The sequence below is a fragment of the Amycolatopsis xylanica genome (genome assembly GCF_900107045.1).
Classification (GTDB): domain Bacteria; phylum Actinomycetota; class Actinomycetes; order Mycobacteriales; family Pseudonocardiaceae; genus Amycolatopsis; species Amycolatopsis xylanica.
The window spans coordinates 249,945-262,367 of record NZ_FNON01000009.1 but is presented as its reverse complement, the minus strand read 5'-3'; the positions used below and the strand labels follow the sequence as shown (position 1 = coordinate 262,367).

The 12,423-nt window shown below is 70.1% G+C and carries 13 protein-coding genes; 7 read left to right on the top strand and 6 right to left on the bottom strand.

Translation table 11 applies throughout. The annotated features are described in order from the left end of the window. Window positions 1–85: 85 nt before the first annotated feature. The 5 genes from nadA to BLV57_RS34670 all read left to right on the top strand — a co-directional run bounded on the left by nadA (window position 86) and on the right by BLV57_RS34670 (window position 6,248). Window positions 86–1,108: a quinolinate synthase NadA gene (gene nadA / locus BLV57_RS34690; RefSeq protein ID WP_091296584.1), complete on the top strand. Its 1,023-nt coding sequence runs from the start codon at window positions 86–88 to the stop codon at window positions 1,106–1,108. Then, window positions 1,105–2,757, top strand: coding sequence for an L-aspartate oxidase (locus BLV57_RS34685; RefSeq protein ID WP_091296580.1), 1,653 nt, complete (start codon window positions 1,105–1,107; stop codon window positions 2,755–2,757). The genes nadA and BLV57_RS34685 overlap by 4 nt, the downstream gene beginning before the upstream one ends. After that, the gene (nadC, locus tag BLV57_RS34680; protein WP_091296577.1) at window positions 2,754–3,647 is read left to right on the top strand and encodes a carboxylating nicotinate-nucleotide diphosphorylase; all 894 of its coding nucleotides are present in this window, start codon (window positions 2,754–2,756) and stop codon (window positions 3,645–3,647) included. The genes BLV57_RS34685 and nadC overlap by 4 nt, the downstream gene beginning before the upstream one ends. 259 nt (window positions 3,648–3,906) lie before the next feature. Then, a complete protein-coding gene (locus BLV57_RS34675; RefSeq protein ID WP_245757636.1) occupies window positions 3,907–5,124 on the top strand; it encodes a sensor histidine kinase in 1,218 nt (405 codons plus the stop codon). Then, window positions 5,121–6,248 (top strand): S8 family serine peptidase, encoded by a 1,128-nt coding sequence (locus tag BLV57_RS34670; RefSeq protein ID WP_091296853.1) that lies wholly within the window; start codon window positions 5,121–5,123, stop codon window positions 6,246–6,248. The genes BLV57_RS34675 and BLV57_RS34670 overlap by 4 nt, the downstream gene beginning before the upstream one ends. Before the next feature lie 489 nt (window positions 6,249–6,737). Here the strand turns inward: BLV57_RS34670 and BLV57_RS34665 are convergent, their stop codons facing one another. The 5 genes from BLV57_RS34665 to BLV57_RS34645 all read right to left on the bottom strand — a co-directional run bounded on the left by BLV57_RS34665 (window position 6,738) and on the right by BLV57_RS34645 (window position 9,718). Then, window positions 6,738–7,118, bottom strand: a complete 381-nt coding sequence (locus BLV57_RS34665) for a hypothetical protein (protein WP_091296570.1) — start codon at window positions 7,116–7,118, stop codon at window positions 6,738–6,740. 82 nt (window positions 7,119–7,200) lie between these two features. Next, a complete protein-coding gene (locus BLV57_RS34660; RefSeq protein ID WP_091296566.1) occupies window positions 7,201–8,502 on the bottom strand; it encodes a WXG100 family type VII secretion target in 1,302 nt (433 codons plus the stop codon). Then, the gene (locus tag BLV57_RS34655) at window positions 8,499–8,939 is read right to left on the bottom strand and encodes a hypothetical protein (protein ID WP_091296563.1); all 441 of its coding nucleotides are present in this window, start codon (window positions 8,937–8,939) and stop codon (window positions 8,499–8,501) included. Before BLV57_RS34655 ends, BLV57_RS34660 begins: the two co-directional genes overlap by 4 nt. A gap of 101 nt (window positions 8,940–9,040) precedes the next feature. Beyond that, complete coding sequence (locus tag BLV57_RS34650) at window positions 9,041–9,340, bottom strand: hypothetical protein (protein WP_091296560.1); 300 nt, start codon at window positions 9,338–9,340, stop codon at window positions 9,041–9,043. A gap of 21 nt (window positions 9,341–9,361) precedes the next feature. Beyond that, a complete protein-coding gene (locus tag BLV57_RS34645) occupies window positions 9,362–9,718 on the bottom strand; it encodes a WXG100 family type VII secretion target (RefSeq protein WP_091296557.1) in 357 nt (118 codons plus the stop codon). 284 nt (window positions 9,719–10,002) lie between these two features. Here BLV57_RS34645 and BLV57_RS34640 point away from each other — a divergent pair, with 284 nt between their 5' ends. Continuing rightward, on the top strand, window positions 10,003–10,920 hold the full coding sequence (locus tag BLV57_RS34640) for a hypothetical protein (protein WP_245757635.1): 918 nt from the start codon (window positions 10,003–10,005) through the stop codon (window positions 10,918–10,920). Window positions 10,921–10,939: 19 nt separating this feature from the next. Continuing rightward, window positions 10,940–11,608, top strand: a complete 669-nt coding sequence (locus BLV57_RS34635) for a hypothetical protein (protein WP_245757634.1) — start codon at window positions 10,940–10,942, stop codon at window positions 11,606–11,608. A 67-nt stretch (window positions 11,609–11,675) separates the two neighbouring features. Here BLV57_RS34635 and BLV57_RS34630 read toward each other — a convergent pair whose 3' ends face one another. After that, a complete protein-coding gene (locus BLV57_RS34630) occupies window positions 11,676–12,365 on the bottom strand; it encodes a S1 family peptidase (RefSeq protein WP_091296552.1) in 690 nt (229 codons plus the stop codon). Between the last annotated feature and the right edge of the window lie 58 nt (window positions 12,366–12,423).

Sequence of the window (12,423 nt, the reverse complement as noted above, 5' to 3'; positions counted from 1 at the left end):
TGCCAGGGGGGCGCTGCTGTTAATATGGCTTCGCACGGTTTTCGATTATAAGGCGAAAACCGGTGAGTGGTCCAGGGAGGGTCACATGACCGGAACGATCACGCTGGAGACGCCGGAAGGGCTCACGCCTTACGGTGGCGTCGAGGCGAACGCCGCTTGGGCCGAGGAGGTTCGGGCACTCGCCCGCAAGCGCGACGCGGTGCTGCTGGCGCACAACTACCAGATCCCGGAGATCCAGGACATCGCCGACTTCACCGGTGATTCGCTGGCGCTGAGCCGGATCGCGGCGAGCAGCGACGCGTCCACCATCGTCTTCTGTGGCGTCCACTTCATGGCCGAGACCGCGAAGATCCTGGCGCCGCACAAGACCGTGCTGATCCCGGACGCGCGGGCGGGCTGCTCGCTGGCTGACTCGATCACCGGCGCCCAGCTGCGCGAGTGGAAGGCGCAGCACCCCGGCGCGGTCGTGGTGTCCTATGTGAACACGACCGCCGAGGTCAAGGCCGAGACCGACATCTGCTGCACCTCGTCGAACGCGGTGGACGTGGTCCGGTCCATTCCCGCTGACCAGGAAGTTCTCTTTTGTCCCGACCAGTTCCTCGGCGCGCACGTCAAGCGGGAGACCGGCCGGGACAACATCCACATCTGGGCGGGCGAGTGCCACGTACACGCCGGGATCAACGGTCCCGAGCTGGCCGAGCGGGCCGCCGCGAACCCCGATGCGGACCTGTTCATCCACCCGGAATGCGGCTGCGCGACCTCGGCGCTCTACCTCGCGGGCGAGGGCACGGTGGCGCCGGCGCGGGTCAAGATCCTGTCCACAGGGGACATGGTGACCGCCGCGCGCGACACCAAGGCGTCGACCGTGCTGGTCGCCACCGAGATCGGCATGATCCACCAGCTGCGCAAGGCCGCGCCGGAGATCGACTTCCGCGCGGTGAACGAGCGGGCCTCGTGCCGGTACATGAAGATGATCACGCCGGCGGCGCTGCTGCGGTCGCTGCGCGAGGGCGCCGACGAGGTCCATGTCGACCTTGAAACGGCCGCCCGCGCGAAGGCTTCGGTGCAGCGGATGATCGAGATCGGCAAGCCTGGCGGCGGTGAATGATGGACGGGGTTAGCGACCATCAGGCGAAAACCCGCCCCGCGTGGGAGGCCCGCGCCGATCTCGTGGTGATCGGCAGCGGGGTCGCCGGGCTCACCGCAGCACTGCGCGCCCAGGAACTCGGGTTGCACGTCCTGGTCATCACGAAAGCCGCTGTCGAGGATGGCAACACCCGCTGGGCGCAGGGCGGGGTCGCCGTCGTGCTCGACGGTGAGCACGACGAAGGCGACTCGGTCGCCCAGCACGCGGAGGACACGCTCGTCGCGGGCGGCGGGCTGTGCGACGAAGACGCGGTCCGCGAGATCCTGGCGGGCGGACCGGCCGCGGTGGCCAGGCTTCGCGCTTCCGGTGCGACCTTCGACCCGGCGGCCTCGCGGCCAGGGCTCGCGCGGACCCGCGAAGGCGGGCACAGCGCGTTCCGCGTGATCCACGCGGGCGGCGACGCCACGGGCGCCGAGGTCGAACGGACACTGGTCGCGCAGGCGGGCGGCCGCCGGGTGCCGGTGCTCGAAGGGCACATCGCGGTCGACGCGCTGCGCACGCCGCTCGGCGAGGTCGCGGGTGTGACCGTGCTCGACCGCGCGGGCACGCCCGGCGTCGTCCGCGCGGCGGCGGTGCTGCTGGCGAGCGGGGGCATCGGCCAGCTGTACCAGGCGACGTCGAACCCCGAGATCGCCACCGGTGACGGCCTCGCGCTCGCGTTGCGCGCGGGCGCGCACGTCGCTGACCTCGAGTTCGTGCAGTTCCACCCGACGGTGCTGTACACGCCGGGCGCGCGCGGGCGCTGCCCGCTGGTGACCGAGGCCGTCCGCGGCGAGGGCGCCACCCTGCTCGACGGCGCGGGCGCGCCGGTCATGCAGGGCGTTCACCCGCTCGGCGACCTGGCGCCGCGCGATGTCGTGTCGGCGGCCATCACCCGCCGGATGACGCTCGCGCCCGGCGGCGTCGACGATCACGTTTTCCTGGACGCCACCGGTGTTTCCGGGTTCGCCGCCCGGTTCCCGACGGTGTACGCCGCGTCGATGGCCGCGGGGTTCGACCCGACGCGGGAGCCCATCCCGGTCACGCCCGCCGCGCATTTCGCGTGCGGTGGCGTGGTGGCCACAGTGGACGGACGCACCAGCGTGCGCGGGCTGTACGCGGCGGGCGAGGTCGCCAGGACGGGGCTGCACGGCGCGAACCGCTTGGCGTCCAACAGTTTGCTCGAAGGCCTCGTCGTCGGCGAACGCGTCGCGCACGCGGTCGCGGCCGACCTCGCGGCCGGTCTGCTGCCCGACCCGAAGCACGGCAGGCTGCCGGAAACCGTGCTCGCGCCGATCGCCGACCGCGACTCGCTGCAGCGCGTGATGAGCCGCTACGGCGCCATCGGCCGTGACGCCGAAGGGCTCGCGGTGATCAGCTCGGTGCTCGATTTGTCGACAGTGGACAGTCTGCTGTGGACGCACCGGGCCGTGGAAGACGCCGCGCTGACGCTCGTCGCGCAGGCGCTCGTCACGGCGGCCGCCCGGCGCACCGAGTCGCGTGGGTGCCATGTGCGCACGGATTTCCCCGAACGTGACGACTTCGGCTGGCTGCGCAGCCAGTTGATCCGGCTCAGCCCTTCCGGGCAGCCGGTGCTCGCAGATCCGGTCTTGACGGAAGGAGCGGCATGATCCACGAATTTTCCAGCCTGGCCAAGGCGGAACTGATCCACACTGGCCTTGACGTCGAAGATGTCCGCCGCGTGGTGGAGACCGCGCTCGGCGAAGACCTGCGCTACGGCCCCGACGCGACGACGGAGTCCACCGTGGCCGCCGACGCCGTCGCGGTCGCGGAACTCACCCCGCGCGTGACCGGCGTCGTCTCGGGCCTCCCCGTCGCGCTGGCGGTCTTCGACGCCGTCCTCGGCGACGGCTACGAAGTGCTCGGCCGCCGCGACGACGGCAGTCGCCTGGTCGCGGGCGAGCCCGCGCTCGTCGTGCGCGGTCCGGTGCGCGGCCTGCTGACCGCGGAGCGCACGGCGTTGAACCTGCTCTGCCACCTGTCCGGCATCGCGACGACGACGGCGGCCTGGGTGTCCGCAGTCGATGGCACCGGCTGCGCGATCCGCGACTCGCGCAAGACGCTGCCCGGCCTGCGGCTGCTGGAGAAGTACGCGGTCCGGTGCGGCGGCGGCGTCAACCACCGGCTCGGTCTCGGTGACGCGGTCCTGATCAAGGACAACCACGTGGTCGCGGCCGGCTCGGTCACGGCGGCGCTGGAAGCCGCGCGCCGTCACGCGCCGACGCTCGCCTGCGAGATCGAGGTCGACACGCTCGTCCAGCTCGACGAGGCCTTGGCGGCGGGCGCCGACGAGGTCCTCTTGGACAACTTCACCCCCGAGGACTGCGCCCGCGCGGTGGCGCGCCGCGACGAGGTCTCCCCGAAGACCCGCCTCGAATCCTCGGGCGGCCTGAGGCTGGCGAACGCCCGCGCCTACGCGGACACCGGCGTCGACTACCTCTCCGTAGGCTCCTTGACCCACTCGGCCGCCGCCCTCGACCTCGGCATGGACCTCCGCTAGACCTAGCCCGAAAGGGGCGTTCGTCAGGTGTGATAGCCCGAAAGCCACTTTCGTCAGATGCGATCTGACGAAAGTGGCTTTCGGGCTTCTGGATCTGACGAACGCCCCTTTCGGGGTTTGGGGGTGCACCTGGTTGGTGGTTGTCCAACCGGGCGGTTCTTGCTAGAAGTACCAGGCTGGCGAGAAGGGGCTTGGGATGGCGTCGGTCGGGGAACGGCGTAGCGCCTTTTTGCCTGCCTTGCTGAGGAAGGGTGCGCCCGTGCTCGCGGGGACTCCGCGTGAGCTGCCGCCGGAGATCGACGATCCGGCCATGGTGCCCGGTGCGCAGCGGATACGGGCGCTCGCCGCGACCGATGCCGTCGCGCCGCGGAATTCGCTGATGGCGCGGGCGACGACGTACGCCGTGCTGCTCCCTTTGGCGTATCGGATCGTGCTGCTTCCCGCGACCGCGCTGTGGCTTGTGGTCGCGCAAGGGTTCGGGAACGCCTGGGCCGCGTGCCTGGTGGCGGTGCTCGGGTTCGCGGGCAGTCTCGGCGCGACCGTGTGGGTGCTCAAGGTGCCCGATCGGCGGGGCACGATCCGGCGGGTGCTGCTGTGGTCGGATGCCGGGTTCGCCGTCGCCGCCGGCCTCGTGGTCGGTCAGGTCAACGCGAACGCGACCTCGGTGCCGTGGGTGTACTTCACCGGCACCGTCGCGTTGTGGACGGTCGCGCGGGGTGTGCCGTCGGGGCTCGTGCTCACCGCGCTCGGGATTCCCTTGCAGTACTTGATGGGCGCCGACCTCGCGGGTGTGGTCGGCGGGACGGGGATGCTGCTCGCCGCCGTCGCGACCGCCGTCGGGGTGCTGGTGCTCGTCGGGCTGGGGACACGGCTCGCGCTGGCGATCGGGATCCGGCAGGGGCGGACGGCCGAACGGGCGCGCGGGGACCGGACGTTGCACGACACCGTCTTGCAGTCGCTGGAAGTCATGGCGATGGAGTCGCCGGAGGACGAGACCGATCCGCGGGAACAGCTTCGCAAGCTGCGCGACGCCGCGCGGGCGCAGGCCAACCAGGTGCGGCGCGGGCTCGCGTATGACGAGGACGGCTCGCCTGCCGGGCTGGGTGCCGAATTGGCCGGGCTGGCCACGGAAATGGCGCGTGACGGGTTGCGTGCGCAGCTGGTGGTGGCCGATATCCCCGATGACATTTTGCCGGATGTGCGATTGGTGGCGGTTCGGGATGCCGTGCGGGAAGCTTTACGCAATACGATAAAGCACGCGGGCACCGGATCGGTCGTGGTGCGCATGGAGGAGAGGGACGGTGGCATCGCGGTGATCACGCGCGATCACGGAGTCGGCTACGACGAGGGCAAGCGCCCCGCGGGCTTCGGCGTCAGCAATTCCATGCGGGCCAGGCTCGCCGAAGTGGGCGGACGGTGTCACATCGAATCCTGGCCGGGACGCGGCACGCGCGTCACGCTGTGGGTGCCGCGGTGAAGCGGATCCTCGCGGTGACCGGGGTTTGCGCCGCGCTCACCACCCTCACCCCGCTCGCGCACGCGCAGCAGAACTCGCAATGCGCGAATCCCAGTGGACGGTACGCCGGCGGTGTGCCATGGGGGCAGAAACTGGTCGACCCGGCCAAGATCTGGCCGCTGACCACGGGAACCGGGCAGACGGTCGCGGTGCTCGCGCCCGGTGTCGACGGGGACAACGGCCAGTTCGGGCCCGGCCAGATCCTCGGCAACGCCGACGCCGACTGTGATGGCCGCGGCACCGTCGCGGCCGGGATCGTCGGCGCGCAGAAGAGCTCGGCGACCACGTTCACCGGGATCGCGCCCGGCGTGAAACTGTTGCCGGTCAAGGCGGATCCGGCGAACCTCGCCGCCGCCATCGACACGGCCGCGCAGGCCAAGGCCGGGGTCATCCTGGTCGCGGTGCCGTCGCCTGTGGACAGCCCCGCGCTGACCGCCGCCGTGGCCGGCGCGAAGGAACGCGGCTCGGTGGTTATCGCGCCCGCCGGCGCGACGCAGCAGGGCGCCCGGTCGTATCCGGCGGCGACGCCGGGTGTGCTCGCGGTCGGTTCGGTGAACCAGGCGGGCGAGCCGGTGCAGCAGGAATCCGGTGACTACATCAGGATTTCCGCGCCGGGAGCCGATTTGGTGAGCACCTCGGCCGACGCGAACGGCCAGGTCGCGCACCGTTATCTGATCAGTGACCCGAGCCTGGCCGCCGCCTACGTGGCTGGCGCCGCCGCGCTCGTGCGGGCGTATCACCCGTCACTGACGCCGGACCAGGTCGTCACGCGGCTGCTGCTCACCGCCAACCGCCCGGCCAGTGGCGCCCAGGATCCCAAGCGCGGCTGGGGCATGCTCGACGCCTACGCCGCGGTGTCCGCGCAGATCCCGGCGGACGCCACACCGCCTGGCGCGCAAGGGAAATCCGCCGGTTCGGCGGGCTCGATCATTCCGGCGCAGGCGGCTCGTCGTCCCGAGTCGGACACCTTCTCCGGGGTCATCGCGGTCGGCGGGGTCGGCGCCGCGGTGGTGGCCGGGATCGCGGTCGCGGCCGTCCGAAGTGGACGCAAGCGTGGCTGGCGGCCCGGCCGTTTCAAGGCTTAGAGGTCGTGAGTGTCGCGGCCGGGGTGGCTGTGGTGGAAATGCGTCGTTGAACGCCTCAAAACCCACACAGTCAACCCGCTTGTCCAGTGGCTGGGGGTCGTTCGGGATGGGTTGAGTGCCGTTTGCGGCGTTGGACGACGCATACCGCACTCACCTAGGCGCTAGGGCCCAGGTATGAGGGGGCCTTCATCCACGCTCGGCGTGGGTGAGGGCCTCCCTCACTCGAGCCGGGTGGGTGAGGGAGGCCCTCACCCGCATATGCGGTCGAACCAGGCCCTCACTCCACGGATCCGAGCGAACTAGGCCCTCACCAAGCTGGACCACACCCCTGACCCTGGCGAGGCAGCCGAGAAAGGGTCGTGAGTGTTTTCGCCGGTTAGAACCGGCCGTATCACTCACGACCCCCAGGGCACGCGTACCCGGGAAGGACGACACGCGGCCGCTGGGGTCGGCGGCGTGTCGTCCATCGGGGTACGCGTGCCTTGGGCGTCAGAACGCCGCTACGCAGCGGGTGGAGCCCATGATGGCGACGTCGCCGCCCTTGCGGCCGACGTGCACGGTGAGGTGCGCGCCGTCCCGGCTGAACTGGGCGACCAGTTCGCGGGCCGTGCTGCGGTCCTTGACCTGCCAGCCCGCCCGCTGCAGTGACGGGACGACCACGTTGGTGAGCCGTTTGTCCGGCTCCGCCGGCGAATCCAGATGCACCCCGTACTGCCAGCTGAGCAGCTTGCCTGGCTGGTTCGGGTCGCAGTCGATGTCCCCGTTCACCGTCTGGGTCGCGCCCGGACCGAACGCGCTCGCCATGCCGTCGATGACCTTGCACAGGTCGGCGGCCAGCCGGTCGAGTTCCGTCTTTTCGATGATGATCATGTGCCCCTCGCCTTTCCGGCGAAAACGGCCCGGCGACCTCACGGTCACCGGGCCACCTCCCTCGATACTGTCCTAAAAGGACCTAACGCCCCTCTGTGTCCTCACCGATCACCGACGGCGCGATGGGCGCCGACTGGCCCCACACGTCCTCGGTTTCCACCAGCCACGGCGGAATCCGCCGCCCGGAGCCCATGTCGTTCCCGGCTCCGGTCATCGGCATCATCGGCATCATCGGCATCATGCCCTTGCCCGCCGCGGCGGCCGCCCCGCCCGCGGCACCGCCCGCGATGGAGCCCAGCGTGTTCCCGACGTCGGGTGACCCGGCCAGCCCGGAATGCGCGGCGGGCATCGCACCCGTCGCCGCGCCGCCGAGCGAACCGGCGTCGATGCCACCGCCGCCGCCGCCGAAGGCGCCCACGCCACCCAGGTTCGGCGCTTCACCGCCGCCGAGTCCGGACGCGCCTCCACCCAGCTTGGCACCCTCGGAATCCTTGTCCTCGTCGGGGTTCTTGCCGGTCGCCCAGCCGGGGACCTTCGGCATGATCGAGCCGAAGCGGCCGAAAGCCGCCGCCGAGGCGGCGGCCAGTCCCGCGGTGAACATGTCGCCGAAGAGCGGGTTGCTCCGCGGCGTGGTGCCCGGCGGCACCAGGTTCGTGCCCTCGCCCGGCAGGATGTGCGGCTGGCCTGGATCGACGACCGTGCCGACCGGCGCGATGCCGGGCATGCCGTTGCCGATCGGGCCCGAGGTGCCGGTGGACGTGCCACCGCCGACGACACCGGGCGGCGGGGTCGCCGCGTTCGGGGACGCCGGGATCGAGTCCTCGGCCGAGGTGTACTCGCCCGCCAGGTTGGTCATCACCAGGATGGCCTTGCTGTGCGCCGCGCTGGCCGCGCTGGCGGCCGCCTGCTGCGCCTCGACGACCGCGATCGCCTGCTGCCGCTGCTGCGCGATGGCGGACACCGTCTCCGGCGGCGCGTTCGGCGGCAGCATCACCGGCGTCGTCGCCAGCGCGACCTGCGCCGGCGGGACGTCGGGGACGTTGACCGGCGGCGGCATCTCGGCCTTCGCCTTGACGAGCGCGTCGGCCGCGTCCTCGAGCAGGTGCTCCATGGCGGCGGCCGTCTGGCCGACCTTCTTGATGCCGCCGACCAGGTCGGTGATCATCGTCTTGTACTTGTCGGCCGCGCCGCCCGACCAGTTGTCGTCGAAGTCGTCGAGCTCGCGGCACAGGCTGTCGCCCGATTCGTAGAGCCCGATGGCCGTCGACTTCCACTTCTCGGCCGCGGCCCGCGCGGTGTGCGGGTCACCGGCCTGCAGCATGGCGTAGAGCTGCTGGTGGGTGTACGCCGCGAAGTTGGTGTGTGCCGTGTTTCCCTTGGTCATCCGTGCGTTCCCCCTGAACTGGTGCCGCCGCCGAGCAGGCCGCCGACCACGCCGGTCACCGCGTTGACCGTGCCGCCGACCACGTTCGTGACCGCGCCGGTCACCTGCGTGACGACCCCGTCGTGGCCGGAGGTGTGCAGATCGCCCGCGACGGACTGGTCGGCCTGCTCGTAGCCGTCCGCGACGGTCGTGGTGACGTCGGTGGCGAACCCGATCGCGCCCTTGACCTGATCGAGCAGGCCTTGCATTTCGAGCACCGCGGCCTTGTGCGCGTCGGCGAGCGAACCCGCCTCGCCGAATTCGCCGAACAGCAGGGGGTGGTCGCCCAGTGTCAGCAGGAAGTCGTTCGGCTTCGCCATGGCATGGATCTGGTTCTCCAGCTCACGGACGAAATCGTTCAACGATTCAAGATGAACGTAGTACGACTGGTCGTGCATCTCTTCGACCCGTTCCTCCGTTTAGGACGGACAAAAGCCGGTTGGCCGGCGTGAGCGGGGGGCGTCTCACACCGGCCAAACGACGTCTATGGACGGAAAACTCAGGCGAAGTAGCCCTGGTTCCGATTCTCGAGCGAAGCCTGCAGGTCGTGCGCCTCGCTGACCTTGCCGCCGAACTGCGCGATGATCGCGATGATGTCGGCGGTGGCCTGGCGAAGCCGGGTCTCCGAGCCCTCGGCCGCGGTACCGGCGGAGCTGCCGGACGCGTACCAGCTGGCCTTCAGCGGCTGCAGGTTGCTCTGCAGCTGCTCGAGCTGGGTGGTGAGCGCCTTGGCCTTGGCGGCCAGCGAAGCCGAGCTGTGCTGCAGCGCGGCGAAGTTGATTTCTACGACATCGGCCATGACTGTGGAGTCCTCTCTGAGCTAGTTCGCGCCCGACAGGCGGCCGAGCACGGAACCGCCGGCGTCGGAGGCGGTGGCGGCCACGTTGCGCAGCTGCGAGGACACGTCCGCGTCACCGGAGCCGTAGTTGTGGAAGCTCTGGTTCACCAGGCTGGACATGGTGTCGAGCTCGCGGACGGCGGCGGCCATCTTCTCCTGCAACCGGCGCTGCAGGTCCCAGAACGCGACGGCCTGGTCACCCTTGTAGTTGCGCAGCGTCTCGGTCAGCTCGGACTCCAAGCTGGCCATCGTCGTCTTGGCGCTCGACGCGGTCTCCTCGAAACCTTGGACCGCGCGCGTCATAGCAGCCGCATCCGCCTGGAATCCCGGACTACTCATCGACGGGCCACCTCCTCTCAGTCGATGGAAAGCGCAGTAGAGCGCTCGTTGTGAATGTCACGCTAGAAAAGGCGGGGTCATGGTCAAACGGCACAACTGCCGGGAGCGGTGACGGCACTATTACCCACGTGCGGCGGGGTGGGGGAAACCCCACCGTGGGTACGGGGGACCACGGGAGTGCCGGCCCGTCCAGTCTCGGTCAGGCTTTTCGCATGTCAGACAGGGGATCGGGGATTTCGCGGGCCGTGTTTTCGCACCGCCCGCTGGTGATCATGGCGGGGGCCATGACGGTACTTTTCGCGGTCGCGACGGTCGGGCTGATCGTCGATGACAGGACGCTGGTGAACGCGTCCCTTTGGGCCAAGCCGTGGAAATTCTCGATTTCCATCGCGCTGTACACCGTGACGCTCTCGTGGATGATCACTTTACTGCCGAAATGGCGGCGCGCCGGTTGGTGGGCGGGCACCGTGGTCGCGGTCGCGCTGGCGGCCGACATGGTGCTGCTGGTGTGGCAGATCGCGTTCCGTGGCAGGCAGCTGCATTTCAACGTGGCGGGCGAGCTGGACCGCACGATCAACGGCTGGCTCGCGAACGCGGCGTTCACCGCGTGGGGCGCGACGCTGGTGCTCGGTGTGCTGCTGCTGTTCCAGAAGCTGCCGGACAAGGCGCAGGCGTCGGCCGTGCGTGGTGGTCTCGCGGTCGCGCTGACCGGGCTGATGCTCGGGATGCTGATGTTCGGGCCGAAGCCGGAGCAGGAGGCGATGTGGCAGGCGGGCATGAAGTCGCCGGTCGTCGGCGGCCACAGCGTCGGCGTGCCGGACGGTGGCCCGGGGCTGCCGCTGATCGGGTGGAGCACGACCGGCGGGGACCTGCGCATCCCGCACTTCGTCGGCATGCACGCGTTGCAGCTGCTGCCGTTGCTGGCGGCCCTGCTGCTCATGCTCGCCACCCGGTTCCCGGTGCTGCGGGACGAGCTGGTGCGCCGCCGTCTCATGCGGACGGCGACCGCCGGCTACTTCGGGCTGGTGGCGCTCGTGACGTGGCAGGCGCTGCGTGGCCAGTCGATCGTGCGGCCGGACTTCTGGACCATGGCGGCGGGTGCCGGGCTCGTGCTCGGCGTGGCCGCGGCCGTCTGGGGCGTGCTGGCCGTCACTCCGGCGCCGGATATTCGGAAGACACCCGCTTTGCATGATCTAAAGTGATCATGACAAAGGGGGATTCATGGGGAAATTGTGGTTCGGTGCTGCCGCCGTCCTGCTGGTCGCGGGCTGTTCTTCGACACCGGAGGCGCCGAAGGTGTTCGGCCCGACCGCCTACGGCAAGCTCACGCTGGGCATGACGGCCGAGGCGGCGCTCGCGACCGGTGAGCTGGCCAAGGAGCCGACGTCGCGGTTGGACGGCTGCACCGACTATTCACTCACCGGCGGGCCCGCGCCCGACCCGGCGCGGATGGCGGCTCAGGACGCGGCCGAGAAGGACCTCGCGGAGAAGGACAAGATCTACGAGGAAGCGGCCGCGAAGAACGGGCATTCGGCAGCGGAATCGGCGGCTGTCGCCAAGGCCGCCGCCGATTCCGCGATGGCCGCGGTGCCCAGGGCGGAACAGCGGGAAATCCGCGACAAGGCGATGGGCGTTTCCGGCGGCGTTTCGATCGGGAAGTCCGGGCTGGTGACGCTGGCCGCGCCCGCGGGGGCCAAGACGCCGGAGGGTGTCGCTCAGGGGTCCACTGTGGACGAGCTGAAGAAGGCCTACGGCGCGCGGGTGACCGAAAAGGACGGCGAGTTCTCGGCGCCGATCCCGGAGAAGGACGGGTTCGTGTACCGGTTCCTGACTTCGGGCGGCAAGGTGACCGGGGTGTTCGTCACCACGCCGAAGATCAAGTGCTCGTAGGTTCAGGATTTAGCGGGCTTTATCCCGGGAAAAGCGCCCGGGATAAAGCCCGCTAAATCCCGCTCGGCTACACGCCTGAGGTGGTCTTGATCCAGGCGCGGCTGGCGGCGACGCGGGCGTAGTTCTGGGTGCCCTGCGGGTTGCTGCCGGAGTTGGAGCCGGTCGAGCAGACGCCGACCTGCTGGCCGTTCTGCATCTCGGGGCCGCCGGAGTCGCCGTGCCAGGCCGCGCCGTTGATGCCCTGGCTGCGGATCGCCGGGCCGCCGTAGGCGTCGGTGCTGGTGCCGGTGACGCGCACGTTGGCGGTCTTGAGGATCGGCGACGGCGGGTTGTTGTTCAGCGTGCGGCCCCAGCCGTAGATCTGGTTGGTCGCGCCGACCGCCGGGATCGCGCTGGAGAGCGTGACGTGCGAGGAGCCCGCTGCCGTCGACAGGCGCAGCAGCGCGATGTCACCGTTGGGAGAGGTGTACTTCTGCGCGACCGTGGCGTTGATGCCCTGGCCGAGGTTCACGTTGCCGACCTTGACGCTCATCGCGCCGGAGCTCACGCAGTGCCGCGCGGTGAGCACCCAGGTCGGCGCGATGCTGGTGCCGGAGCAATTGAAGCTGCCTGCCCAGTAGATCTGCGCGCCCCAGGGTGCCGAGCTGACCGTCCCGCCGCCGATGATGTCGGTCTGTGCTTGTGCCACGCCGGCGCCCGCGATGCTCAGCGCGGCGGCCACGGACGCGACGGTGCCGATCAATTTTGAAATCCGCATGAATGTACCCTTCTCCGGAAGTAAGGGAATGCGCTCAACTTGAAGCAGCGATTGAACG

What these genes read in the sequence shown, in the direction of transcription:
- nadA (WP_091296584.1), top strand. Translation starts at nt 86, where the DNA reads ATGACCGGAACGATCACGCTGGAGACGCCGGAAGGGCTCACGCCTTAC.
- BLV57_RS34685 (WP_091296580.1), top strand. Translation starts at nt 1,105, where the DNA reads ATGATGGACGGGGTTAGCGACCATCAGGCGAAAACCCGCCCCGCGTGG.
- nadC (WP_091296577.1), top strand. Translation starts at nt 2,754, where the DNA reads ATGATCCACGAATTTTCCAGCCTGGCCAAGGCGGAACTGATCCACACT.
- BLV57_RS34665 (WP_091296570.1), bottom strand. Translation starts at nt 7,118, where the DNA reads ATGATCATCATCGAAAAGACGGAACTCGACCGGCTGGCCGCCGACCTG.
- BLV57_RS34660 (WP_091296566.1), bottom strand. Translation starts at nt 8,502, where the DNA reads ATGACCAAGGGAAACACGGCACACACCAACTTCGCGGCGTACACCCAC.
- BLV57_RS34655 (WP_091296563.1), bottom strand. Translation starts at nt 8,939, where the DNA reads ATGCACGACCAGTCGTACTACGTTCATCTTGAATCGTTGAACGATTTC.
- BLV57_RS34650 (WP_091296560.1), bottom strand. Translation starts at nt 9,340, where the DNA reads ATGGCCGATGTCGTAGAAATCAACTTCGCCGCGCTGCAGCACAGCTCG.
- BLV57_RS34645 (WP_091296557.1), bottom strand. Translation starts at nt 9,718, where the DNA reads ATGAGTAGTCCGGGATTCCAGGCGGATGCGGCTGCTATGACGCGCGCG.
- BLV57_RS34640 (WP_245757635.1), top strand. Translation starts at nt 10,003, where the DNA reads ATGACGGTACTTTTCGCGGTCGCGACGGTCGGGCTGATCGTCGATGAC.
- BLV57_RS34635 (WP_245757634.1), top strand. Translation starts at nt 10,940, where the DNA reads ATGGGGAAATTGTGGTTCGGTGCTGCCGCCGTCCTGCTGGTCGCGGGC.
- BLV57_RS34630 (WP_091296552.1), bottom strand. Translation starts at nt 12,365, where the DNA reads ATGCGGATTTCAAAATTGATCGGCACCGTCGCGTCCGTGGCCGCCGCG.